Annotated in this window: 24 protein-coding genes and 1 tRNA gene; 12 read left to right on the top strand and 13 right to left on the bottom strand. The window is 64.8% G+C overall.

Translation table 11 applies throughout. The features are described 5' to 3' along the window. Positions 1–68: 68 nt before the first annotated feature. From AC04PT_RS05855 to AC04PT_RS05865, 3 genes are read right to left on the bottom strand one after another with little or no spacing between them, the layout of a single operon-like run. Positions 69–1,124 carry an ABC transporter substrate-binding protein gene (locus tag AC04PT_RS05855; RefSeq protein ID WP_482872653.1) on the bottom strand — a complete coding sequence of 352 codons (1,056 nt, stop codon included), beginning with the start codon at positions 1,122–1,124 and terminating at the stop codon, positions 69–71. After that, entirely contained in the window at positions 1,121–2,509 is a 1,389-nt protein-coding gene (locus AC04PT_RS05860) for a sensor histidine kinase (RefSeq protein WP_482872654.1), read from the bottom strand. The genes AC04PT_RS05855 and AC04PT_RS05860 overlap by 4 nt, the downstream gene beginning before the upstream one ends. Then, on the bottom strand, positions 2,493–3,164 hold the full coding sequence (locus tag AC04PT_RS05865) for a response regulator transcription factor (RefSeq protein ID WP_482872655.1): 672 nt from the start codon (positions 3,162–3,164) through the stop codon (positions 2,493–2,495). The genes AC04PT_RS05860 and AC04PT_RS05865 overlap by 17 nt, the downstream gene beginning before the upstream one ends. Positions 3,165–3,352: 188 nt before the next feature. Between AC04PT_RS05865 and AC04PT_RS05870 the strand changes: the two genes are divergently transcribed. The 3 genes from AC04PT_RS05870 to AC04PT_RS05880 all read left to right on the top strand — a co-directional run bounded on the left by AC04PT_RS05870 (position 3,353) and on the right by AC04PT_RS05880 (position 6,488). Next, on the top strand, positions 3,353–4,357 hold the full coding sequence (locus tag AC04PT_RS05870) for a Bug family tripartite tricarboxylate transporter substrate binding protein (RefSeq protein WP_482872657.1): 1,005 nt from the start codon (positions 3,353–3,355) through the stop codon (positions 4,355–4,357). Positions 4,358–4,496: 139 nt separating this feature from the next. Then, positions 4,497–4,928, top strand: a complete 432-nt coding sequence (locus AC04PT_RS05875; protein ID WP_482872658.1) for a tripartite tricarboxylate transporter TctB family protein — start codon at positions 4,497–4,499, stop codon at positions 4,926–4,928. Positions 4,929–4,943: 15 nt separating this feature from the next. After that, positions 4,944–6,488, top strand: a complete 1,545-nt coding sequence (locus tag AC04PT_RS05880) for a tripartite tricarboxylate transporter permease (RefSeq protein WP_482872659.1) — start codon at positions 4,944–4,946, stop codon at positions 6,486–6,488. Between the two features lie 84 nt (positions 6,489–6,572). Here the strand turns inward: AC04PT_RS05880 and AC04PT_RS05885 are convergent. After that, positions 6,573–6,648: transfer RNA gene (locus AC04PT_RS05885), tRNA-Thr, on the bottom strand. A gap of 190 nt (positions 6,649–6,838) precedes the next feature. Here AC04PT_RS05885 and nadA point away from each other — a divergent pair. From nadA to AC04PT_RS05905, 4 genes are all read left to right on the top strand, one after another. After that, complete coding sequence (gene nadA, locus AC04PT_RS05890) at positions 6,839–7,888, top strand: quinolinate synthase NadA (protein WP_482872660.1); 1,050 nt, start codon at positions 6,839–6,841, stop codon at positions 7,886–7,888. A 5-nt stretch (positions 7,889–7,893) separates the two neighbouring features. Further along, positions 7,894–9,453, top strand: a complete 1,560-nt coding sequence (locus AC04PT_RS05895; RefSeq protein ID WP_482872661.1) for an L-aspartate oxidase — start codon at positions 7,894–7,896, stop codon at positions 9,451–9,453. Then, a complete protein-coding gene (gene nadC / locus AC04PT_RS05900; protein WP_482872662.1) occupies positions 9,450–10,301 on the top strand; it encodes a carboxylating nicotinate-nucleotide diphosphorylase in 852 nt (283 codons plus the stop codon). Before AC04PT_RS05895 ends, nadC begins: the two co-directional genes overlap by 4 nt. Positions 10,302–10,561: 260 nt before the next feature. Then, complete coding sequence (locus AC04PT_RS05905; RefSeq protein ID WP_482872663.1) at positions 10,562–12,775, top strand: NADP-dependent isocitrate dehydrogenase; 2,214 nt, start codon at positions 10,562–10,564, stop codon at positions 12,773–12,775. A 111-nt stretch (positions 12,776–12,886) separates the two neighbouring features. Here AC04PT_RS05905 and ureG read toward each other — a convergent pair whose 3' ends face one another. The 9 genes from ureG to AC04PT_RS05950 form a co-directional block, all read right to left on the bottom strand. After that, positions 12,887–13,525 carry an urease accessory protein UreG gene (gene ureG / locus AC04PT_RS05910; protein ID WP_482872664.1) on the bottom strand — a complete coding sequence of 213 codons (639 nt, stop codon included), beginning with the start codon at positions 13,523–13,525 and terminating at the stop codon, positions 12,887–12,889. After that, the gene (locus AC04PT_RS05915) at positions 13,522–14,163 is read right to left on the bottom strand and encodes an urease accessory protein UreF (RefSeq protein ID WP_482872665.1); all 642 of its coding nucleotides are present in this window, start codon (positions 14,161–14,163) and stop codon (positions 13,522–13,524) included. Before AC04PT_RS05915 ends, ureG begins: the two co-directional genes overlap by 4 nt. Further along, entirely contained in the window at positions 14,153–14,614 is a 462-nt protein-coding gene (locus AC04PT_RS05920) for an urease accessory protein UreE (protein WP_482872666.1), read from the bottom strand. Before AC04PT_RS05920 ends, AC04PT_RS05915 begins: the two co-directional genes overlap by 11 nt. A 90-nt stretch (positions 14,615–14,704) precedes the next feature. Further along, complete coding sequence (gene ureC / locus AC04PT_RS05925; RefSeq protein ID WP_482872667.1) at positions 14,705–16,417, bottom strand: urease subunit alpha; 1,713 nt, start codon at positions 16,415–16,417, stop codon at positions 14,705–14,707. Positions 16,418–16,424: 7 nt separating this feature from the next. Further along, complete coding sequence (locus tag AC04PT_RS05930; protein WP_482872668.1) at positions 16,425–16,748, bottom strand: hypothetical protein; 324 nt, start codon at positions 16,746–16,748, stop codon at positions 16,425–16,427. Further along, on the bottom strand, positions 16,745–17,050 hold the full coding sequence (locus AC04PT_RS05935; protein WP_482872669.1) for an urease subunit beta: 306 nt from the start codon (positions 17,048–17,050) through the stop codon (positions 16,745–16,747). Before AC04PT_RS05935 ends, AC04PT_RS05930 begins: the two co-directional genes overlap by 4 nt. Further along, positions 17,047–17,208 (bottom strand): hypothetical protein, encoded by a 162-nt coding sequence (locus AC04PT_RS05940; protein ID WP_482872671.1) that lies wholly within the window; start codon positions 17,206–17,208, stop codon positions 17,047–17,049. Before AC04PT_RS05940 ends, AC04PT_RS05935 begins: the two co-directional genes overlap by 4 nt. 45 nt (positions 17,209–17,253) lie before the next feature. Beyond that, entirely contained in the window at positions 17,254–17,556 is a 303-nt protein-coding gene (locus tag AC04PT_RS05945) for an urease subunit gamma (RefSeq protein ID WP_482872672.1), read from the bottom strand. Between the two features lie 3 nt (positions 17,557–17,559). Beyond that, positions 17,560–18,294: an urease accessory protein UreD gene (locus AC04PT_RS05950; RefSeq protein ID WP_482872674.1), complete on the bottom strand. Its 735-nt coding sequence runs from the start codon at positions 18,292–18,294 to the stop codon at positions 17,560–17,562. 492 nt (positions 18,295–18,786) lie between these two features. Here AC04PT_RS05950 and urtA point away from each other — a divergent pair, with 492 nt between their 5' ends. From urtA to urtD, 5 genes are all read left to right on the top strand, one after another. Then, positions 18,787–20,049, top strand: a complete 1,263-nt coding sequence (urtA, locus tag AC04PT_RS05955; protein WP_482873075.1) for an urea ABC transporter substrate-binding protein — start codon at positions 18,787–18,789, stop codon at positions 20,047–20,049. A gap of 66 nt (positions 20,050–20,115) precedes the next feature. Further along, entirely contained in the window at positions 20,116–22,086 is a 1,971-nt protein-coding gene (gene urtB, locus AC04PT_RS05960; RefSeq protein ID WP_482872676.1) for an urea ABC transporter permease subunit UrtB, read from the top strand. Positions 22,087–22,088: 2 nt separating this feature from the next. After that, complete coding sequence (locus AC04PT_RS05965) at positions 22,089–22,559, top strand: GNAT family N-acetyltransferase (protein ID WP_482872677.1); 471 nt, start codon at positions 22,089–22,091, stop codon at positions 22,557–22,559. Continuing rightward, on the top strand, positions 22,556–23,788 hold the full coding sequence (gene urtC, locus AC04PT_RS05970; protein WP_482872678.1) for an urea ABC transporter permease subunit UrtC: 1,233 nt from the start codon (positions 22,556–22,558) through the stop codon (positions 23,786–23,788). Before AC04PT_RS05965 ends, urtC begins: the two co-directional genes overlap by 4 nt. After that, entirely contained in the window at positions 23,785–24,525 is a 741-nt protein-coding gene (urtD, locus tag AC04PT_RS05975; protein ID WP_482872679.1) for an urea ABC transporter ATP-binding protein UrtD, read from the top strand. Before urtC ends, urtD begins: the two co-directional genes overlap by 4 nt. The last annotated feature ends 4 nt before the right edge of the window (positions 24,526–24,529 follow it).

Below are 24,529 nucleotides of genomic sequence, written 5' to 3' on the forward strand. Positions count from 1 at the left end.
ATTTTAGCCGGTGATTTTAAGCGCGGTCTCGCGCGCATTTCCCCGCGATGTGCCTGCGGCATCAGGTGCTATGGCGAGGTGAAGCTTTCGCGCCAGCGCTCAAGGAACAACTCGCGTTTCTGCCGGTCGAGGCCGACCAGAAGAACCGGGGAAAGCGGTATCTGCCGGATGGCTGACCGTATCTCGGAGGGGTAGAAGAAGGCGCCGGGCACCGGGTCGGGATCGGTGAAGTCGACGATCAGGTGCTGCGTGGCCATCGCCCGGCGGCCGGTGTCCGACAGCATGTAATCGAGGAAATCCTGCGCCGCGCCAAGCGTGCCCGCACCCTCCGGGATCAGTGCCGCGCGCGACAGTACCAGCGTGTAATCCTCGGGCGCAACGACCACGAGGTTCGGCGTCTCGGAAGCGCGCGCCAGCGCGTAGGACCCCAGCACGTTGTACGCCACAAGGTAGCGTCCGCTGACCACGCCGTCGATGATTTCGGCCGAGCAGCAGGTGGCGATGGCGCCGGTGCGGTCCAGCGCCTCGAGCAGGCTGCCGAAAGTTGTGGCCTGACGCGAGTCGAGGAAGGCGAAGAGGTAGCCCAGTCCTGACGCCTCGATGTCGTAGGTTGCTACCCGCCCGGCATAGGGGCTGCCGTCCGGGCGCAGTAGGTCGATCAGGTCGAAGCGCGACCTCGGGGCCTCGGTCGGCGGCACCAATTCGCGGTTGTAGACTAGCACTGCCGGCTCACTGGTGATGCCCCAGAGTTCGTCTCGCCAGTTCAGCGCCTCGGGCAGGGCGGCGGTGCGGTCAGAGCGGTAGCTAGAGGCGCAGCCGTCGTTGACCAACTTGACCTGCAGGTCGACGGCGGATGAGATCACCATGTCCGCGACTTGCCCGCCTTCCGCGCAATCCTGCGCGGAGCGGGCGAAAAGCTCGTTTGAATTCCATTGCTCGTAAGTGATGCGGACATCCGGGCGCTGTTCGGTGAAGCCGGTCAGCAGCGGATCGAAGAGGGCGATATCGGTGGTGCTGCGGATCAGCAGACTCTGCGCATCGGCCGCGCCGTAGGCCTTGGTGGCCTCGGGCTCGGCGATGAGCGGAGAGGCCAGAAGGCAAAGCAGGAGCACCAGCGATCTCATGATGCGGCCTCGGCGGCGCGGGGCATGATGAGGGCGGCCTCGAAGCCCGCCTCGGAGCGTGAAAACGCCAGTTCGCCGCCGTGCGCGGCCGCCACCGCGTCGACGATCGCCAGCCCAAGACCGGCACTTTCGGTCGAGACACCGGAGGTGCGCAGGAAGCGGCTGCCCGCGTCGGCCCAGAAAGACGCCGGGAGGCCCGGCCCGGCATCGCGAACGATCAGCTTTGCCGCTCCGTCGGTCTCGGCCACGGCTAGGGTGACCGGCTCCGCACCATGGCGGAGCGCATTGCCCAGAAGGTTCTTGCAGGCCTCGACGAGGGATAGCGCGTCGCCATGGCACCAGACCGCGTTCTCGGGCAGATCCAGCCGCGGTCGGGTCTGACTGCCAAAGAGCGCATGGTCGGTTTCCTCCATCGCCTGAATCGCCACGGACCGCAGATCGACCCGCTCCAACGGTACGTTGTCGGCCCGGTGAATGATCAGCGCGTGGCTCAACAGCTGGTCCGTCAACCGGCTGAGGCTGCGCGACCGGACATGGATGCGTGCCGCGATCGCCCGCAGCCGGTCGGGATCGTCTTCTTCCTGAGCCAGCTCCGCCTGCGCCCGAAGCGCGGCAATCGGGGTGCGCAATTGGTGCGACGCATCGGCGATCAGGCTGCGCATCACGGCGATTTGCCGGTCCAGACGGGTCATGAAGCGGTTGAGCGTGGCGACGAGGCCCGCGACCTCGCTGGGGATAGCCACGTCGATGGGTGTCAGGTCCTCGACCGCGCGGCCGGCGATGTCGCGCTCGATCCGGCGCAGGGGGGCAAGGGCCGACCGCACGGCGAAGATCGCCAGCGCCGACATCATCAGTCCGGCCAGCGCGGCGGCGATCAGAGCGTTGCGGGTGATCTGCGATGCAAGCTCGTTGCGCGCTCGCATGGTCTGGCCGACAAGCACGTCGATGGTGCCGGAATAGGCGCGTTCCGAGAAGGTGCGGGCGGCGCGGGCCACGCGCACCGGCTCGCCGGTGAATTTAGCGGTAAAGAAGGTAGCCGCCTCGCCCGGCAGATGCAGCGCGTCGTAGCCGGTGATCACCGCGCCACCGCGTTCGATCACCGCATAGATCACGCGGTCGTCGGGGGCGAGCGACAGCAGCTCGAATGCCGAGACCGGCATGTCGACGCGCACGCGCCCGTCGCGCAAGTAGATGGACTCGGCGATCTGGTTGGCCGAGCCGATCAGAAGTCGGTCGAAACTTTGTCGGGCCGCCTCGCGGCCATAGGCCAGTGCTGCCAGTGCCACGGCGATGCCGCCTGCGGCCAGCACCACGGCCAGCGCCACCGCCAGCCGCGCGGTCAGGGAATAGCGGCGCGGGCCGGCGAGGTCAGGGATCGGCAACAAGCTGATACCCGAGGCCGCGCAGCGTGCGGATCGACACCTTGCTGCCCGCCAGTTTCTTGCGCAGCCGTCCCACGTAGGTTTCGACCGCGTTCATTCCGACCTCTTCGTCGTTGAACGCGAACATGCGCTCGAAGATCCGCTCTTTCGGTACCACGCGTTCGCGGTTGCCGAGCAGGATCTCAAGCAGACTGACTTCGCGCCGGGTCAGCGACAGGGGCTCGCCGCGCGCGGTGACCGAGCAACTGGCCGGATCATAGGTTACGTCCCCGAATTCGACGATGCCGCCCCGGTCGGGCCCGGCACGCCGGGCCAGCGCCCGCACCCGTGCCTCAAGTTCGCGCAGGTCGAAGGGTTTCACAAGATAGTCGTCGGCCCCGCTGTCCAGTGCCGAAACCCGGTCGTCGACCCTGGTGCGCGCAGTCAGCATTAGCACCGGCGTTGCGCTGTCGCTTGCGCGCAGGGCCTGCAGGACCTCCGTGCCACTGCCGTCAGGCAGACCGATGTCAAGCACTGCAACGTCGTAATCCTGCACCGCCGTGCTGGCCAGCGCGTCGGCCACGGTCGCCGCATGATCCACGGCATCGCCGCGCCGGGCAAAGCTGGCACAGATCGCCTCGGCAACATCAAGGGCGTCCTCAAGTAGCAGGATACGCAACCGGGTCAGCCTCCCCACCGCCGATTTCGGAGGCTCCACTATAGGCGGTGGCGGGAGCGGCGCAATACGGGTCCGGGTGCCGGACAGGATTCGACAGGTTGGTGACAGGGTGGCTTGATAACAGGGCGCATCGGGACGCGAATCGTGACGTCCCGTTCGATAATTCGCATGGTAAGGGAGGAAACATCATGCTTATCACTTCGTCCGTCCGCAAAGGACTTTCGGGTGTCTTCGCCGCGGCCGCGCTGTTCGCCGCGCCGGTAGCAGTGCAGGCCGGAAGCCATGCCTACAGCCCCGAGAACCCCGAATGCATCGCGCCCGCCAACCCCGGCGGCGGCTGGGACTTCACCTGCCGGCAGGTCGGCAAATCGATGCAGGATCTCGGTCTGATCGACAGCACTATGCAGGTCGTTAACCTTGCCGGCGGCGGCGGTGGCGTGGCCTTTGCCGAAGTGGTCAACAAGCGTGGCGACGACAATGACCTGATCGTTGCCGCCTCGACCGCGACGGCGACCCGTCTGGCGACCGGCGCCTATCCGGGCAACACAATGGACCAGGTGCGCTGGCTGGCCACGATCGGTGCCGACTATGGCGTGATCGCCGTGGCCGCCGACAGCGAGTTCGAAACGCTGCCCGAGTTGCTTGACCAGATCAAGTCCGACCCGACCTCGGTCTCTGTTGCGGGCGGCTCGGCTGTCGGCGGCTGGGACCACCTGAAGGTGCTGATCGCGGCCAACAAATACGGCATCGACGACGTGCGTTCGGTCAAATACATCGCTTTCGACGGTGGCGGCGAGGCAGTCACCCAGCTTCTCGCCGGGTCGGTCCAGGCGTTCAGCGGCGATATCTCGGAAGCCAAGGGCTTTGTGGACAGCGGCGACATCAAGGTGATCGCGGTGCTGGCGCCCGAGCGTCTTTCCGGTGACTTCGCCGACTTCCCGACTGCGACCGAGCAGGGTGTCGAGGCTGTCGGCGCCAACTGGCGCGGCTTCTATGCGCCGAAGGACATGTCGGATGCCGCCTATGACTACTGGGTCATGCAGATCAAGACGCTGTACGACTCCCCCGAATGGAAGGAAGTCATGGCGGCCAACGGTCTCGAGCCGCTGGACCTGCAGGGCGAGGCGTTCGAGAAGTTCGTGTCCGAATCGGTCTCGCAAATCCAGGACCTGACGGCCGAAATCACCAAGTGATCACCCACTGGACCGGGGCGGCAGCTTGTCGCCCCGGCACGCCCGTGACCCGCGGGCGTTCGTGATACCGGCGGAAGGCCCAAGGCCTTGCCGAGCGTCACGATAACCACCCACCGCACTCACCATTGGAGGACGTCTCATGAGTGACCGCATTCTCGGCGGAGTCGGCTTGTTTCTGGCCCTGTCCTACATCTGGTTGGCGACGCAGATCGAGGAAAGCCCGTTCTCCGACGTCGTTGGCCCCAAGGTCTTTCCGATCATCATCTGTGTCGTGATGGCGCTGAGCTCGCTCTACTTCATCCTCAAGCCCGACGCACAACCGACATGGCCGCCGATGGCGCGTCTGGCCGAGATCGTCGGCGCGGTGGCCTGCATGGTGCTCTATGCGCAGCTGCTGCCGGTACTGGGCTTTCTGATCGCGACTGCGCTGGCCTCGGCCTATCTGACCTGGCGGCTGGGCACCCGTCCTCTGCAGTCGGTGCTGGTCGGCGTTCTGACCGCGGTGGGCATCTACGTGGTCTTCCGTCTGATCCTCGGGCTGTCGCTGGCCGAGGGCCCCTTCGGCTTCTGAGTATTCGAGGATATCATGGACGTACTTGCTTCTCTCGGTGACGGGTTCGCCGTCGCCTTCACCTTCCAGAACCTGCTGCTTGCGGCACTGGGCTGCTTTCTCGGCACCGTCATGGGCGCGCTGCCCGGTCTCGGGCCGTCGAACGGCGTCGCCATCCTGATCCCGCTTGCCTTCACCATGGGCCTGCCGCCGACCGCGGCGCTGATCCTGCTGACCTCGGTCTATTACGGGGCGATGTACGGCGGGCGAATCTCGTCGATCCTGCTGAACATCCCGGGCGACGAGCCGGCGCTGATGACCTGCCTCGACGGCTATCCAATGGCACAGGCCGGCCGCGCCGGCGAGGCGCTGGCGCTGTCGGGCATCGCCTCTTTCGTGGGTGCTTTCTTCGCCACGTGGGGTCTGGTCTTCATCGCGCCGCAACTGGTGAAAGTCGCGCTGCTGTTCGGCCCGGCCGAGTATTTCGCACTGTTCACACTGGCCTTCGCCACGCTGGGCGGAATCTCGTCCACCAACCAGGGCAAGGCTGCCTTTGCCGCCGCGCTGGGCCTTCTGATCGCCACCATCGGCGTTGACGGCCAGACCGGCGTGCCGCGCTTCACCTTCGGCGAGGTGCACCTGTACGACGGCATCGACTTCCTCGTCGCGCTGGTGGGGCTGTTCGCGCTGTCCGAGGTGCTTGTCTTCCTCGAAAACCGCCATGGAGAGTCGGACGCGGCCAACAAGAAGGTCGTGATCGGCCGCATCACCCCGTCGCTGTCGATGCTGAGATACTGCACGCCGACCATGCTGCGGACCTCGGTCCTGGGCTTCGTCGCGGGCGTCCTGCCGGGCGCCGGGGCCTCGCTGGGATCGTTCATCTCCTATTCCATGGAGAAGCGCCTGGTCGACAAGGAAGGCACCTTCGGCACCGGAGACCCGCGCGGAGTCGCCGCCCCCGAGGCCGGCAACAACGCCGCCGCCGGCGGTGCGCTGGTGCCGATGCTGGCGCTGGGCGTGCCCGGATCGGGCACGACGGCGGTCTTGCTGGCGGTGCTGCTGGCGATGAACATCACGCCGGGTCCGCTGCTGTTCACCCAGAATCCCGACGTGGTCTGGGGCCTGATCGCCGCGCTCTTCATTGGCAACGTCATGCTCTTGTTGATGAACATCCCGATGGTGGGGCTGTTCACCCGCGTGCTGCTGGTGCCGCCACGTATTCTGATGCCGATCGTCGCCATGGTGTCCTTCGTAGGGATCTATGGCATCTCGGGCTCCAGCTTCGACCTGCTGGTCATGGTAGGCTTCGGCGTGCTGGGCTGGGTGCTGCGCAAGCTTGACGTGCCACTGGTGCCGATCATCCTCGGGATCCTTTTGGGCAATGCCATGGAATCGAACCTCCGCCGCGCCATGTCGATCTCGAACGGCGACTGGTCGGTTCTTGTGGGTTCGCCTCTGGCCATAGGTCTTTGGGCGGTCGCGCTGATCGGCTTCGTCCTGCCCATCATCTTCGGCGCCGCGCTGAAACGCCGGATGCGGATGGCCGGCAAGAAGGACGAAGAGGGCTCGTTCGTCGACTGAGGACCCCCGCGTGTCGCACCCGAAACCGTCCGGCACCGATGCCGGGCGGTTTGCATTGAGGGTGGGGTTACGCAAATTATAAGATGGTGCCGCTGATAGGACTCGAACCTACGACCCCATCATTACGAATGACGTGCTCTACCAGCTGAGCTACAGCGGCGCCGACAGGGCGTTTAGCACTGCGGATATGCCGAGGCAAGCCGAGATCTAACGCTCTGTGCCGCCCAAAGTCGGTGCCTGCGGCGATATTCCACCAGATATGCTTTTGACCTCCGTCCCGGATGACCTTAAGGAAGGCGCTCCTATTCCCGCGGCCGCGCGGCGGCCCGTTACAGGCAAAGGACGTCCCGATGCTGGACCATGTCGACATGCGCACATCGCTTGCCGAACACTATGACCTCGCCCCTTCGGTCGAACTGGCCGAAAACCTCGCCCACCTCTACGCGCCCATGAAACGCTCCATGCCGTTCCCGGACTGGGCGATGCATGCGCCTTACGTGGCGGCGATCAATCGGCTCAAGAAAGAGCGCAACGCGGTGATTTTGGCGCACAATTACATGACGCCCGAGATTTATCACGGCATCTCCGACGTGATTGGCGACAGCCTGGCGCTGGCGATCAAGGCCAAGGAGGTCGAGGCCGACGTGATCGTGCAGTGCGGCGTGCATTTCATGGCCGAGACGTCGAAGATCCTGAACCCGGCAAAGACCGTGCTGATGCCTGATATGGGCGCCGGTTGTTCGTTGGCTGAATCGATCACCGCCGACGGCATCGCCGAGATGCGGGCGAGGTATCCCGGCGCGCCGGTGGTCAGCTACGTAAACACCACGGCCGAGGTGAAGGCCGCGTCGGACATCTGCTGCACCTCCGCCAATGCGCTGCAGATTGTCGAGGCGATGGACAGCGATACTGTCATCATGACCCCCGACCAGTACCTGGCGCAGAACGTGGCCGCGCAATCGTCCAAGAACGTGGTCTACTGGCCAGGTTCCTGCGTGGTGCATGAGCGGTATTCGGCGCAGGAAATGCGCGACTACCGCGCCGCCAACCCCGGCACCCGCATCGTGGCCCACCCCGAATGCAAGCCCGAGGTGGTGGAAGAGGCCGATTTCACCGGCTCGACCACCGGGATGATCGACTGGGTGCGAGATAACCGCCCCGAGAAGGTGCTGCTGGTCACCGAGTGTTCGATGGCCGCCAACGTGGCGGAAGAACTGCCCGAGGTCGACCTTGCCAAGCCCTGCAACGCCTGCCCCTACATGAAGAAGATCACGCTGGAAAAGGTGCTCTGGTCGCTGCACACCATGACCGAGTCGGTGGAGGTTGATCCGGCAGTGGCTGAAAAGGCCCGCGTCGCGGTTGAGCGGATGATCGACCTGTCGCGCGAGCTGGGACTCTGAGCCCGGTGCAACGGATCGAAACCGCCCGCGTCATAATCATTGGCGCGGGACTGGGGGCGCTCTACGCAGCGCTGAAACTCAGCCCACACCCGGTGGTGATGATCTCGCCCGATGTGCTGGGCCGGGGCGCCAGTTCGGCCTGGGCGCAGGGTGGTGTCGCGGCGGCGATGGACCCGGCAGACAGCGCCGAAGCGCATGCTGCCGATGCTGTCCAGGCGGGCGCAGGGATCGTCGATGCCGAAGTAGCGGGGCGGGTGGCGCAGGACGCTCGGGCGCATATCCTCGACCTCACCGAATTGGGCGCGCCGTTCGACCGGGGGCCGGACGGCAGCTACGTCCTGTCGCGCGAGGCGGCGCACAGCTTTGCCCGCGTGGTCCGCGTTAAAGGCGATCAGGCCGGGGCGGAGATCATGCGCGCGCTGGTGGCGCAAGTGCGCGAGACACCGTCTATCCAGGTCGTGGAGGGCGTGTTGGCCATAGGGCTGGAGGTTTCCGGCGGGCGCGTCACCGGGGTTCGCCTGCGCCGCGACGGAGGCTCCGCGCCGGTGCTGCTGTCTGGGGCGGCCGTATTGCTGGCCGGTGGTGGCTCGGGCGGGCTCTACAAGCTGACCACCAATCCGAGGCGCATCCGAGGACAGGTGATCGGCATGGCGGCGCGTGCCGGCGCGATGATCGCGGACCCCGAATTCGTCCAGTTCCACCCCACCGCTATCGACACCGGCGACGACCCCGCGCCGCTGGCCACCGAGGCCCTGCGCGGCGAAGGCGCGGTACTGGTCAATCGGCACGGCACGCGCTTCATGACCGATGTTCACCCCGACGGTGAACTTGCTCCGCGTGACATCGTGGCCCGGGCTGTGTTCTCACAGACGCGACAGGGCCTGCGTCCGATGCTTGACACGACCAAGGTGCTGGGCGCGCGGATCGAGACCCTCTTTCCCGGTGTTGCCGAAGCCTGCCACCGTGGCGGCATCGACCCCGCAATTGCCCCCATCCCGGTGGCTGCGGCGGCGCATTACCACATGGGAGGGATCGCCACCGACGCGCAGGGACGTGCTTCGCTCCGCGGTCTCTGGGTCTGTGGCGAAGCGGCATCGACCGGGTTGCACGGCGCCAACCGGCTGGCCTCGAACGGGTTGCTTGAAGCGCTGGTCTATGCCCGGATCTGTGCCGGCGACATTGCCTCGGAAACTTCTTCGGGCGAGGCGCCGCCGGTGGTACTGCGTTTTGAACCGGCAGCGCCGGCGGATACTGAGACAGATGTTCAGGCCCTTCGGCAATTGATGACCGATCACGTAGGCGTGGTACGCGACGCCGCGGGGCTCAAGCGGGCATTGGCGGGCATCGCCCGACTGGAAGATGCCCATGGCCGCGACGAGACCTTCCGCAACATGTGCGCCACCGCAACTCTGATCGCTGCCGCTGCATTGCGCCGCGATGAGAGCCGCGGCGCGCATTTCCGTTCGGATTTCCCAAACGCAGGCCCCGAGGCCAAGCGGACCCACATCACGCTGCCGGAGGCGTTGGCCCTGCGGCAAGCCGCCAGCCAAGAGGAATTGGCATGACCACGACCGCACCCCTGCCCGACCTTGTGCTCGAACCGATGGTGCGCCATGCGCTGCTCGAGGATCTGGGCCAATACGGCGACATCACCACCCGCACCACGATCCCGTCCGGCACCCGCTATACCGCGCGTCTCAACGCGCGTGAGGCCGGTGTCGTCTCGGGGATGCAGGTCGCTGCGCTGGCCTTCCGGCTGGTGGATCCTGCCCTGGTGATCACCACCCACAGGCCGGACGGCTACGGCTGCGCCCCTGGCGACCTACTGATGGAGATCGAGGGTTTCGCTGCATCCATCCTGTCGGCTGAGCGCGTCGCGTTGAACTTTGCCGGTCGGCTATCCGGCATCGCCAGCCTGACCGCGCGCTTTGTGGCAGAGACGCGGGGCACCGCCAGTCGGATCACCTGCACCCGCAAGACCACGCCGGGGCTCCGCATCGTCGAGAAACTTGCCGTGCTGCATGGTGGCGGGTTCAACCACCGGATCTCGCTGTCCGATGCCATTCTGATCAAAGACAACCACATCGCGGCGGCCGGCGGAATCCGCCCGGTGCTGGAGGTCTGCAAGGCGCAGGCCAGCCACATGATCCGCGTCGAAATCGAGGTCGACACGCTGACGCAGCTGGCCGAGGTGCTGGAGGTCGGCGGCGCGGACGTGGTGCTGCTGGACAATATGGAGACCGACACCCTGCGCGAGGCGGTGGCGATGGTGGACGGACGGATGATCACCGAGGCATCTGGCAACATGGCGGCGGAGCGTATCGCCGAGGTGGCGGCAACCGGGGTGGACTACATCTCGTCGGGAGCGCTGACCCATTCGGCGCGGACACTGGACCTCGGCCTCGATTTCTAACCCGAGTTCGTGGCTCGGGACGTCAGGGCCGGCGCTGACGTGGAGGTCCCGGATCAGGTCCGGGACGCCGCTGCGGATCAGGCAACCGCCGCGTGGTCCACCCCGCGCGTGTTTGTCCGGTTGAAATCGCGCCGCTGCTCGGCTAACCCGGCGACAACCGAAGCATTTGGCGAAGTCCGGGCTGCGCCGGGACGGGGTGGCAGCCGCCTTTACGTCCGAAAGAAACCTGCGTTTCCACTGTCAGAAAAGGGCATCAGATCATGGCCGAGAACAAGTCTCCCGACATATTGTATACCATTGTAGACGAAGCGCCGGAACTCGCCAGCGCGTCGTTCCTGCCGATCATCCGCAAGTTCGCGTCGGCAGCCGGAATCACCGTCGGCACCAAGGACATCTCGCTCGCCGGCCGGATCCTCGCCACGTTCCCCGAAAGCCTGACTGAGGACCAGCGCCAGTCCGACGATCTTGCGGAGCTGGGGCGACTGGTCAAGCAGCTCGACGCCAACGTCATCAAGCTGCCCAACATCTCGGCCTCGGTGCCGCAGCTTGTCGCCGCGGTGAAGGAGCTTCAGGGGCAGGGCTATGCGCTGCCCGACTACCCCGAAGCCCCGAACACCGACGAGGAAAAAGCGATCCGCGCCCGTTATGACGGCATAAAAGGCTCGGCCGTGAACCCGGTGCTGCGCGAAGGCAACTCGGACCGTCGCGCCGCCAAGGCCGTCAAGAAGGACGCGCAGAACAACCCGCACCGCATGGGCAAATGGTCGAATGACTCCAAGACCAAGGTGTCGTCGATGGACGGAAACGACTTCCGCTCCAACGAGGTCTCGGCCACGATGAGCGCCGCGCAGGCGGGCAACGCGAAGATCGAATTCGTCGGCAAGGATGGTAGCACCGAGGTGATGAAGGACGGCTGGGCGCTGGACGAAGGTACCGTGGTCGACGCGACCTACATGTCGGCCAAGGCGCTGTCGGACTTCCTCGCGCTACAGATCGAAGAGACCAAGGCCGACGGTACGCTGTTTTCACTGCACATGAAGGCCACGATGATGAAGGTCTCGGACCCGATCATCTTCGGCCACGCAGTCCGCGAATGGCTGAAGCCAGTGTTCGAGAAGTACGGCGACGACCTGAAGGCCGCGGGTGTGAACCCCAATTCCGGCATGGGAGATCTTCTGGAGCGGGTGAAGGACAAGCCAGAAATCATGGCCGCCATCGAAGAGGTCCGTGACCAGCGCCCGCCGATGTACATGGTGAATTCCGACAAGGGCATCACCAACCTGCACGTGCCTTCGGATGTCATCATCGATGCTTCGATGCCGGCGTTGATCCGTGCGGGTGGCAAGGGCTGGGGTCCGGACGGGCAGGAGCACGACACCAACTGCGTGATCCCCGACAATTCCTACGCGCCGGTCTATGACGAGAGCGTGAAGTTCTTCAAGGAGAACGGCGCTTTGGACCCGTCCACCGCCGGGACAGTGCAGAACGTCGGCCTGATGGCCCAGAAGGCCGAGGAATACGGCTCGCACCCGACCACCTTCGAGGCACCTTCCGACGGCATCTTCCGCATCGTGCTGGAAAATGGCGACGTGCTGCATGCGCATGGCGTGGAAGCCGGCGACATCTGGCGCGCCTGCACCACCAAGAAGGCACCGATCGAGAACTGGGTGCAGCTTGCCATGGACCGCCAGCGCCTGACCGGCGCCGAGTCGATCTTCTGGCTGGACGAGACCCGCGCCCACGACGCCGAGCTGATCGCCTACGTCAAACCGATCCTTGCAGAGGCCGGCGTTGCCGACAAGTTCCAGATCATGGCCCCGCGTGAGGCTACCCGCGCTGCGCTGAAGACCATCACTGCCGGCGACGATTCCATCGCCATCACCGGCAACGTGCTGCGCGACTACCTGACCGACCTGTTCCCGATCCTCGAGCTGGGCACCTCGGCCAAGATGCTGTCGATCGTCAAGCTGATGAACGGCGGCGGGCTGTTCGAGACCGGCGCCGGCGGATCCGCGCCGAAGCACGTGCAGCAACTGGTCGAGGAGAACCACCTGCGCTGGGATTCGATGGGCGAATTCTGCGCGCTGGGCGAGAGCCTCAAGTTCCTCGCCGACAGCCAGGGCAATGCCAAGGCCGGCGTGCTGGGCGAGGCCGCCGAGGTTGCCACGCAGGGCATCCTCGACAATGACCGGTCGCCCTCGCGCAAGGTGGGCGAACCTGATAACCGCGACAGCCACTACTGGTTCGCCCGCTACTGGGCCGAGGCTCTGGCGGCGCAGTCGCAGGACGCCGATCTCGCGGCGCACTTCGAGCCGATCGCCAAGGAGCTGGCCGAGAAGGAAGCGCAGATCACCGGTGAACTGGCCGAGGCGCAGGGCAAGCCGGTCGACATCGGCGGCTACTACAAGCCCAGCGTCGAAAAGAAGGCTGAGGTGATGCGCCCGAGTGCGACGTTGAACGCCATCATCGGCTGATCGCTACCTTAAAGAACAAGCAAGCCGCCCGCATCGAACCGGGCGGCTTTTTCATGCGCGGTGCAAAATCCATCAATGGATTTTCACCGATTTGTCGACAGATCGGCGTCCTCATTCAGCCGCGATGTCGCCGATCCGTCGCAGGCCGGCCAGGTCGCAGATCGTCGCCAGCACTGCGTCGGGGCCGGTGCCGTGCCGCAGCGCTGTAAACAGGAACGGCCGCCCCTCACGCATCCGCCTTGCGTCACGCTCCATCACCTCCAGAGAAGCGCCGACGTGCGGCGCCAAATCGGTCTTGTTGATGATCAGCAGGTCCGACTTGGTGATCGCCGGCCCGCCTTTGCGAGGGATCTCGTCACCGGCAGCCACGTCGATCACGTAGATGGTGAAATCCGCCAGCTCGGGGCTGAAAGTGGCCGACAGGTTGTCGCCACCCGACTCCACCAGCACCACCTCGAGGTCATCATGCAGCTTGAGCATCTCGGTGATGGCCGCGAGGTTGATCGAGGCGTCCTCGCGGATCGCGGTGTGCGGACAGCCGCCGGTTTCTACGCCCATCACCCGGTCCTGCGGCAGCACCTGCATCCGCATCAGCGCTTCGGCGTCCTCCTGCGTGTAGATGTCATTGGTGATGACGCCGATGGAATAGGCGGGATGCATCAACTGCGCCAGCTTGGCCGTCAGCGTGGTCTTGCCGGCGCCCACGGGGCCGCCGATGCCGATCCGTAGGGGTCCGTTCATCCGTATCATGTGCGAAAGAGCCTCGGTTGTTGGGTTTCATGCGCCATTGCCGCCACGTCAGACAGGAAGGCGTTGGAGTAAAGGTCGTCATGTGTGGCAGCGGCGGTTTCTTCGGCGATATGGGCGCAAAGGGGTGTCTGTGCCGCCAGAACTGCCTGCCCTTCGGTCTGGCCCAGCGGCATCAGCCGGATCGCCGCCGATGTCAGGTTGGCCACGAAGGCATGCAGGTACATCGCAGAGGTCTGCTGCAACGGCAGGCCGGCCAACGCCGCCGCCCGCCCGATCGCCACCGGCAGCAGCATGTCCGGCAGCTCAAGGCCCCAGACCGCGTGCACCGTTCCGGCAAAGGCCGCGCCCTGCAGGTCGGCCTCCAGCAATCGCTCGGCTGCCGGGGCGAAAGCGCGGGCTGTGGCGTCGACTGCGTCCAGGTCCCTTGGCGTGTCCGCGCGGTAGGCCAGTGACAGAAGCACCGCGTCCGAACGCCCGCTGCCTTCGGTCAGAAGCGGCGCTAGCCAATCGCGCAGGCTGTCGGATGACATCACCCATCCGCGCGCGATTGCCAGCTCCAACCCGTGCGAATAGGCGAAGGCGCCGACCGGAAAAGACGGCGACAGCCAGTGTTGCAGGGTCAGAAGGTCAGTGTGCATGCGCCGTGTGTCCGTGCTCATGCGCATGGGTACGGCCATGGCCATAGGCGCCGCCCTCGGGAGTGAAGGGCTCGGACACCTCAATTAGGGTGGCGCCCAGATGCTCCAGCATGTGACCGATCACCTTGTCGCGCTGGATCAGCAGACGGTCGTCGCCGATCTGGCAAGGCGTGTGCCGGTTGCCGATGTGCCAGGCTAGGCGGACGAGGTCCCCGGTCACGGCATAGAGGTCTTCTTCGGCCGCCACCATCGCGATGCAGGCACCATTCGGCAGCACAAAGCCGTGCCCGTGATCGACAGACGTGGCGTGATCGAGATCGACAAGAAAACGCAGGCCGCGTTCGCTGGTCAGCACCTTGCGGCGCAGAAAACGGTCGTCATAGGTCAGATGCACGCGGTCGGTGAAATTGTCGGGGTGGGCGATTACGGTCTGGGTGACGGGGAGGGTCATCGTTTACACCTTGTTTGGGATGCTGCGGCAAGCTTGGGTGCGAACAAGGCGGACAGACGCGCTGGAAAGAGGAAGCTCATGCCCGGGGCCCTAGAAAAGGAAATACCGCTGCGCCATCGGCAGCACCTCGGCGGGCTGGCAGGTCAGCAATTCGCCGTCCGCGCGCACTTCGTAGGTTTCGGGGTGAACCTCGACCTCCGGTGTCGCCGTGTTCAGCTTGAGGTGTGACTTGCCGATCTTGCGGGTGTTTTCCACTGCAACGGTCCGCTTGGCCAAGCCCCATGTTGCGCCGATCTCCTCGGCCTGGGCGGCGGCGCTGACAAAAGTCACGGCGGAGTGTTCGACCGAGCGGCCATACGCGCCCCACATCGGCCGGGAATAGACCGGCTGCGGTGTCGGGATCGAGGCGTTGGGATCGCCCATCTGTGCACAGGCGATGGTGCCGCCCAACAGGACCATCTCGGGCTTCACGCCGAAGAAGGCCGGGTTCCAAAGCACCAGATCGGCGCGTTTGCCCACTTCAATGGAACCGATTTCGTGGCTCAGACCATGCGCGATGGCAGGGTTGATAGTGTACTTGGCGATGTATCGGCGGACACGGAAATTGTCGTTGTCGCCGGTTTCTTCGGGGAGCCGTCCGCGCTGCTTCTTCATCTTGTCAGCGGTCTGCCAGGTGCGGATCAGTACCTCGCCCACCCGACCCATGGCCTGGCTGTCAGAGGCGATGATCGAAAAGGCGCCCATGTCGTGCAGGATATCCTCGGCGGCGATGGTCTCGCGCCGGATGCGGCTTTCGGCAAAGGCCACGTCCTCCGGGACCCGTTTGTCGAGATGATGACAGACCATGAGCATGTCGAGGTGCTCTTCCAACGTGTTTACCGTGAACGGACGCGTCGGATTGGTGGACGAGGGCAGAACATGCTCTTCACCGCAGATCTTGATGATGTCGGGGGCGTGGCCGCCGCCGGCGCCCTCGGTGTGGAAGGCGTGGATGGTGCGGCCCTTCATGGCTTTGACGGTATGCTCGACGAACCCGCTCTCGTTCAGCGTGTCCGTGTGGATCATCACCTGCACGTCCATGTCGTCGGCCACCGACAGGCAACAGTCGATTGTGGCGGGCGTGGTGCCCCAGTCCTCGTGCAGTTTCAGCGCGCAGGCACCGCCCCTGACCTGCTCCACCAGCGCTTCGGGCAGCGATGCGTTGCCCTTGCCCGCGAATGCGAGGTTCATCGGGAAAGCGTCCGCCGCCTGAAGCATCCGCCCGATGTGCCACGGTCCGGGGGTACAGGTGGTGGCCAAGGTGCCATGCGCCGGGCCGGTGCCGCCGCCGAGCATCGTGGTCAGGCCGGAATGTAGCGCGTCCTCTATCTGCTGCGGGCAGATGAAATGGATGTGGCTGTCGAAGCCGCCGGCGGTGAGGATGCGGCCTTCACCCGCGATGACCTCGGTGCCCGGCCCTATGATGATGTCGACGCCCGGCTGCGTGTCGGGGTTGCCGGCCTTGCCGATGGCGGCGATACGGCCGTCCCTGAGACCCACGTCGGCCTTCACGATACCGGTCCAGTCGACGATCAGCGCATTGGTGATGACGGTGTCCACTGCGCCGCCGGCGCGGGTGACCTGGCTCTGGCCCATGCCGTCACGGACAACCTTGCCGCCGCCGAACTTGACCTCTTCGCCGTAGGGTCCGGTCAGGTCACGCTCGACCTCGATGATCAGGTCGGTGTCAGCCAACCGCAGCCGGTCGCCCACGGTTGGGCCGAACATTGCGGCATGATCGGCGCGTTTGATGGTGGTTGGCATTGGCGAGCTACTTCCGTTTCTTCGGCCCGCGCTTGATCAGCCGGCCGACATTGGACTTGGTGGTGGAGCGGATGGGCTTCAGCGCGTGGCTCAGCGTCTTGTGATTTTCCTGGCCCTTCATCGTGCCCAGCACCATGCGCATGCCGGCCTCGGTGAAGGCTTTCTGCTTTTCGGTCACCATGCGGGTGTTTTCGGATGGCAGGACGGACCACACGCCAGCCCAGCCCATGACCCGCATCGAGATGACCGCGCTGGCCTCCATCGCCATCAGCATGGCCTGTGTCTGGAATTTCAGCATGCCGAAAGGATCGGTGTAGACATCGTATTTCATAATTTACCCATTACCCGTTGATTGAAGCCGTAGATGCGGCGCGCACCGGAGACAGGGATCAGGCTGACCTCGCGCCGCTGGCCGGGTTCGAACCGGACCGCGGTGCCGGCAGCGATGTCCAGCCGTTTCCCGTGCGCGGCGTCACGGTCGAAATCTAGGGCGGGATTGGCTTCGGCAAAGTGGTAATGCGAGCCCACCTGCACCGGACGGTCGCCGGTATTGGCGACCATCAGCGTGATCGCCTTTGCGCCGTCGTTCAGCGTCAGCGTGCCGTCGGCGGGGATGAGCTCGCCGGGGATCATTTGCGCAAGGTTGCAATTGTGGCGGCGAGGGCGACGAAGCCCAGCGCCAGCGCCACGGTCAGCCAGTTGCCTGCGCCGTGCGGATGCAGGTGCGGGCCGGAGTGGGCAAAGGCGGGGGAGGCTGTCAATACGAGCGCGGGGGCAAGCATGCGGGTCATGAATAGGCTCCTAGTGCGGGCGCCGGGCTGAAGCCCGGCCTATGGTTAACGGATCGGATTGTGGACGGTGACAAGCTTGGTGCCGTCGGGAAAGGTGGCCTCGACCTGCACCTCGTGGATCATTTCGGGCACGCCTTCCATGCAGTCGTCGCGAGTGACGACCTCTGCGCCGGCCTCCATCATATCGGCTACCGACCGACCGTCGCGGGCGCCTTCGACGACGGCGTGGGTGATCAGGGCGATGGCCTCAGGGTGGTTCAGCGCCACGCCACGGGCCAGCCGCTTGCGGGCGACCTCGGCCGCCATGGCGATCAGCAGCTTGTCCTTTTCACGGGGAGTGAGTTGCATGGGTCAGAGTCTCCAGGACATGGGCAGCGTGTCGTTCGAGAGCAGGTCGAGCACGGGCAGAAGGTGACGGCGCAGCAGGTGGCTGTCGGGGGTGAGCAGGCGCAGGGCCATGACGTCGGGGGACAGCAGGCTGACGCCACCGGTCGCAGGCAGATGATCGCGGACGGCGGGCAGCAACGCCTCGGCATCGGGAGCGACATATAGGAGGCAGGCCATGGCACCTGCGCCATCGGCAACAGGTGTCTGTGCGAGGCGGTCCGAAATGGCGCCTTCCAGCCGGACCCCATCGCAGTAGAGAGGCCCTCCGGCGCGGCGGACCTCGATCCGATCGTGAAAACGACCCGAGTTCAACCGCTCGCCCATGGCCGCGCGTCCGAAGACCACCGGTTCGACCATCAGCAGTCGGGCGTCCGGGGCAAGTTCGATCCGCAAGGTGCGCGAAATTGCGCATCCATTGTAAAGGATCAGCTCTTGCGGGAGCCAGTGCAGCAGTCCGCCCTTAGCCACCTGCAGGCGGGTGTCCATATGGCCAAACTCGCCCCCGCGCGATCGATAGGCGCGTTCGGCGGCCTGTGTCGTCAAGCCCAGCCCTGTACCTTCGCCCACAGTAGCCTGAAGCGACAGCTTGTCGCCACCGGTCACGCCGCCCGAGGTGTTAATAATGATCGCCTGCAGCATGCTCCCCGTGCAGGGAAACAGCGTCTTGTAGGAACCCTGCTGCCGCAGCCCGTCGATCACGCTATCCGGTCCGCGACGCTTGGTCGACAGGGCAATCCTGCCGCGGGTGCGCGGCTGCGTGGCTTCGATGATATGGCCAGGATGCAGGGTGATGGGATTGCTCCGGGTTGGCGGGACGGTCGCCGTTTAATGAGCAGTTCCGATCGGAAATGGGTAGGTTCGCAGCAGATTCGAAGCTCGTGCCGGGGCCTCGCGCATAATTATCGGGCAAAATTGCGGATTACTGCCTGCAAAAGGGGCAATCGCTGCGAGAGTTGCGGAAAATACGCCGGTGGAATTGATCCGATCGCCGCAATGCAGAATGCCTGTAGTCGCTCAGCCGCAGGACATGATCCGAAGCGATGGGCGTGTGACGGCCTTCTGAACTGGCATTCGCTCCGGCCGCCACACATTCGCAACACTGATGTTGCAGGGCAGACCCGCCCGTGCATGGCACGCTTGGCCGGTCAAGTACCCTGCGGGGAGATATAGATGACCCGTTACACCAAGACCATGACCAGTATCGCCGCACTCGGCATGTTCGCCGCCGCCCCGACGCTGGCCGCGGAGTGCCCGATCAAGGTCGGCGTACTGCATTCGCTTTCCGGCACCATGGCGATCTCGGAGACGACGCTCAAGGATACCGTCGAAATGCTGGTCGAACAGCAGAACGAAAAGGGCGGGGTTCTGGGTTGCGAGCTTGAGGCCGTCGTGGTCGACCCGGCGTCGGACTGGCCCCTGTTTGCCGAGAAGGCGCGCGAACTGCTGTCGGTACACGAAGTTGACGTGATCTTCGGCAACTGGACGAGCGTCAGCCGTAAATCCGTCTTGCCGGTAATCGAAGAGCTGAACGGCCTGCTGTTCTACCCCGTGCAGTATGAAGGCGAGGAATCGTCGAAGAACGTCTTCTACACCGGCGCCGCGCCCAACCAGCAGGCGATCCCGGCAACCGACTACTTCCTAGACGAACTCGGCGTCGAGAAATTCGCCCTGCTAGGCACTGACTACGTCTACCCGCGCACCACCAACAACATCTTGGAGTCCTACCTGAAGTCCAAGGGCATCGCCGAGGACGACATCTTCGTCAACTACACCCCCTTTGGGCACTCGGATTGGGCCACCATCGTGGCCGATGTCGTGGCGCTGGGCGCGGATGGCAAGCAGGTGGGCGTGATCTCCACCATCAACGGCGACGCCAACATCGGTTTCTACAAGGAACTGGCCGCCGCGGGGGTATCCGCGGATGATATTCCCGTCGTGGCCTTCTCAGTCGGTGAAGAAGAGCTGTCGGGTCTGGATACCTCGAACCTCGTCGGTCACCTGGCCGCGTGGAACTACTTCCAGTCGGCCGAGACCGACGCCAACGCCGAATTCATCGAAACCTGGAAGGCCCGAATGGGCGAGGAGCGCGTGACTAACGACCCGATGGAAGCCCATTACATCGGCTTCAACATGTGGGTGAACGCGGTGGAAGCGGCGGAGACAACTGACGTGGATGCCGTGCGCGCCGCGATGTACGGCCAGGAGTTCCCGAACCTGACCGGAGGCACCGCGGTGATGCTGCCGAACCACCATCTGGCCAAGCCGGTGCTGATCGGTGAAATAACCGAGGACGGCCAGTTCGACATCGTCAGCCAGACTAAGGAAGTGCCGGGCGACGCCTGGACCGATTTTCTGCCTGAATCGGCGGTGCTGAAGTCGGATTGGAAAGACCTCGGCTGCGGCATGTACAACACCAACACCGAGACCTGCGTACAGATCAAATCCAACTATTGATCTGACCATCCGGCGGGCGCGGCTCCGGTCGCGCCCCTGCACCCTTCGACTGACAGGCCGATGAACATGCACCGCGTACTCTCCGCGTGCCTGGCCCTGCTTTGCCTGCCGCTGGCGGCAACGGCACAGGATCAGGCCCCCACGCACCCCGCCGAGCCAACCCTTCAAGCGATCTTGAAGACCCACGCGCCGCTGGTCGCCAAGCCCTCGCGCCGCACCATCGACACGGTGCTGGGGGATCTCGTGGACTCCGGCCTGCCGCAAGTGCCGGAGTTCCTGAACCGCTATGCGGAAAAGAACGTCTGGACGCGCGCAGCGGACGGTCGGTTCTTCTACGCCGAGAAGTCCGGTGACGAATACGCCCTCACCGATATCGACAGTGGCAACGTCGTGGCCAAGGCCTCAGGCGACGCCCTGGCCCGCATCAAGCCCAACGGCGGTGTGCGCCGCGCGATCGGGGCCGCGCTGGTGCAGTTTCAGCTCTCGGACCCGGATATCGCACGCCGCCGCGACGCGCTCGACGCCATTTCGCGCAACCCGGGTCCGTCGCAGCTGGACGCGCTTACCGCTTCAATCGAGGGCGAGACGGACCCGACCCTTCGCAGCCGAAAGGAACGCGCTGCCAACTACCTCACGGCCCGTTTCGGCACCACGATCGACGCCCGCGTCAACGCCATCCGCGCCCTGTCCGGTGACCTCAGCGTCGAAGGCCGCGCGGTGTTGAACCAGATCCTCGCCACGCAGTTCTCAGCCGCGGGTGAATTGCCCAAGGACGCAAACATCACCCGCGTCATGACCTCTGGCGACGGCATCGACCGTGACGTGGCCTATGCCGCGTTGGTCGAGGCCGGCCTTGCCCGGCCGGTGATCCGCGCCGACGAAGTCCGCGCCGCGCTGGAAAGCAATATCATCGACGGTCGCGTCGGCGGGGTTCCGACAGGTCAGCTCGGCACCCCCGAGGCCCGCGCCCGCGCCTATGCCGCGCTTGCCGGCGACGGCACCGTCGCCCCGCTAGTGACCGATGCTGACATCGACGCGGCGCTGGCAGCCCATGTCTTTTTCGACGTCTACGACGAGGCCGATCCCGCCATTACCGCGATCGCAGAAGAGACCCTGGCCGCCGTGCGCACCCGCGTTGGCATCGGCCAGACCATCGACCTGACGATGGACGCGGTGTCTCTGGCCTCGATATATTTCCTCGCGGCCATCGGCCTTGCCATCACCTTCGGCGTGATGGGGGTGATCAACATGGCGCATGGCGAATTCATCATGATGGGCGCCTACACCGGCTATGTCGTCCAGCTCTTCATCCCCGACTACACCCTGTCGCTGATCGTCGCCCTGCCGCTGGCTTTCGCCGTCACATTCGCCGCCGGCGTGGCGATGGAGCGGTTGGTGATCCGCTGGCTCTACCACCGCCCGCTTGAGACGCTGCTGGCCACCTTCGGCATCTCGATCGCACTGCAACAGCTGGCGAAGAACATCTTCGGCACGCAGGCGCGGCCTCTGACCTCGCCGGGCTGGCTCGACGGGGCATGGGTGATCAATGACGTGGTGCAGATTTCCTACATCCGGATCGCGATCTTCGTGCTGGCGCTGATGTTTCTCGGCCTGCTGCTCTTCATCCTGAAGAAAACCCGGCTCGGGCTTGAAGTCCGAGCGGTGACGCAGAACCCGCGCATGGCGTCGTCGATGGGCATCAACCCCGACCGCATCAACATGCTCACCTTCGGCCTGGGCTCGGGCATCGCCGGCATCGCGGGTGTCGCCATCGGGCTTTATGCAAAGGTCACGTCGGAAATGGGCGCCGATTACATCGTGCAGAGCTTCATGACCGTGGTCGTGGGCGGCGTCGGCAACGTCTGGGGCACACTGGCGGGCGCCACGCTGATTGGCTTCCTGCAAAAGGGCATCGAGTTCTTCAATCCGTCCAACACGCTGGCGGCGCAGACCTACATGATCCTCTTCATCATTCTCTTCATCCAGTTCCGGCCCAAGGGTATCGTCGCTCTCAAGGGCCGCGCCGCAGGAGATTGATCATGGAAATCCGCATCCTTCCCGAACCCACCCCCGAAGTCGAACGGCTGGTGGAGACCCACACCGCATTTTGCGACGCCACCGCGCCTGCCGAAAGCTGCCACAGACTGCCGGTCTCCGCGCTCTTTGCACCGCAGATTACTGTCTGGGGCGTCTATGATCCCGACCTGATCGGCATCGGTGCTCTGAACCAGTTCACGGACACCAAGGCCGAGGTGAAGTCGATGCACACGACCTCGGCCGCCCGCGGCAAGGGCGTCGCGCGGGCCTTGCTGCGCGCGATCATCGAAGAGGCGCAAGCGCGCGGACTGTCTTCGCTGTCTCTTGAGACCGGCGTGCACCCCGATTTCACCGCCGCGCGTGCGCTCTATGCCAGTGCCGGGTTTGTCGAAGCCGGGCCGTTCGGCAGCTACGTGACCGATCCGCACAGCACCTTCATGACCCTCGACCTGACCGCAGAGGCCACCCGATGACCCGCTCCTTCCTGTTCCGCAACCCGTCGGTGATGTGGTTCCTCGCGGCGCTGGCGCTCTTCACCCTCGGCGTGACCGCGCTGTCCGAGGCAACCGGCGTTGGCCTTGTATCGACCAGTTTCGTGAAAACGCTCGGCAAGACCCTCTGCCTCGCGCTCATTGCCATCGCGATGGACGTGGTCTGGGGCTATTGCGGCATCCTCAGCCTCGGTCACTTCGCCTTCTTCGGCATCGGCGGCTACGCCGTCGGCATGTGGCTGATGTATGCCCGGACCGAGGGCATCGTGCTGGAGAGCCTGCAGGCCGGCGCACTCCCGCCCACCCCGCAAGAGGTCACGGACGCCATCGCCGGGCAGATCTTCGGCGTTGTCGGTGCCTCCGAGCTTCCCGGCCTCTGGACCTTCGCCTATTCCCTGCCGCTGCAACTGGCAGCCGTCGTGATCGTCCCCGGCCTGCTGGCGCTTGTCTTTGGCTGGCTCGCCTTCCGCAGCCGCGTCACCGGTGTCTACCTGTCGATTTTGACCCAAGCGATGACACTGGCGCTGGCGCTTTACCTGTTCCAGAACGACACCGGGCTGCGCGGCAACAACGGCCTCTCGGGCCTGCAGAACATCCCTGGTTTCGAGGACACGCCGCAGAGCGTCATCTCCATGGCCTTCTTCTGGGCCTCGGCGCTGGCGCTGGGCGTGGGCTACCTGCTGTTTGCCTTCGTGGTAGATGGCAAGATGGGCAGCGTCATACGGGCCATTCGCGACAACGAGGCGCGGGTGCGTTTTCTGGGTTACCATGTCGAGAGCTACAAGCTTTTCGTCTTCACTCTGACGGCCGTGGTCGCGGGCATCGCCGGGGCGCTTTATTACCCGCAGGCCGGCATTATCAACCCGGCGGAGATCGCGCCAATTGCCTCGATCTATCTGGCGGTCTGGGTCGCCATCGGCGGGCGTGGCCGGCTTTATGGCGCGGTCATCGGTGCGGCCTTCGTGTCGCTACTCTCAAGCTGGTTCACCGGCGGCGGCGCGCCTTCCATTCCGCTGGGCTTCTACACCATCCAGTGGACCGACTGGTGGCTGGTTCTGCTGGGCCTGTCGTTCGTCGTCGTTACGCTTTTCTTCCCGAAAGGCATTGGCGGGCTGTTTGATTACGTCACCATCCGCCACCCGATCCCCGACCGCGTCGGTGACTATGGTCCCGACGGCGGCGCGCGACGCAAGGAGGAGGGCAAGCCATGAAAACGCTTCTTGAAATGTCCGGCGTCTCGGTCAGCTTCGACGGCTTCAAAGCGATCAACAACCTGAGCTTCCAGATCGGCGAGCCGGAACTGCGCGCCATCATCGGACCCAACGGCGCCGGCAAGACCACCTTCATGGACATTATCACCGGCAAGACGAAGCCTGACGAGGGCCGGGTGCTTTTTGGCGAAAAATCCGTGTCGCTTCTGAAGATGAGCGAAAGCCAGATCGCCCGCGCGGGCGTCGGGCGCAAGTTCCAGAAGCCCACGGTCTTCGAGGCCCAGACCGTGCGCGATAACCTCGCCATGGCGCTGGCGAACAAGCGCGGGCCGTTCGACGTGCTGGTCTATCGCAGGTCCAAACGCGTTGCCGCCCGAATTGAGGAGATCGCAGAGATGATCGGGCTGACGGATGCCCTGCCGCGTACCTCGGGTGAACTCAGCCATGGTCAGAAGCAATGGCTGGAGATCGGCATGTTGCTGGCGCAAGACCCGCGCCTTCTGCTTGTCGACGAACCCGCCGCCGGGATGACACCGGCAGAGCGGGAAAAGACAACCACAATGTTGGTAGAAGCGGCAAAGAAACACGCCGTCGTGGTGGTTGAACACGACATGGAGTTCGTCCGCCGACTGAACTGCAAGGTCACGGTCCTCAACGAAGGCTCGGTGCTGGCCGAAGGCTCGCTCGATCACGTGACCAAGAACAAGGACGTCATCGATGTCTATCTCGGACGGTAAACCG

It is taken from the genome of Litorisediminivivens sp. KMU-197 (genome assembly GCF_056858395.1).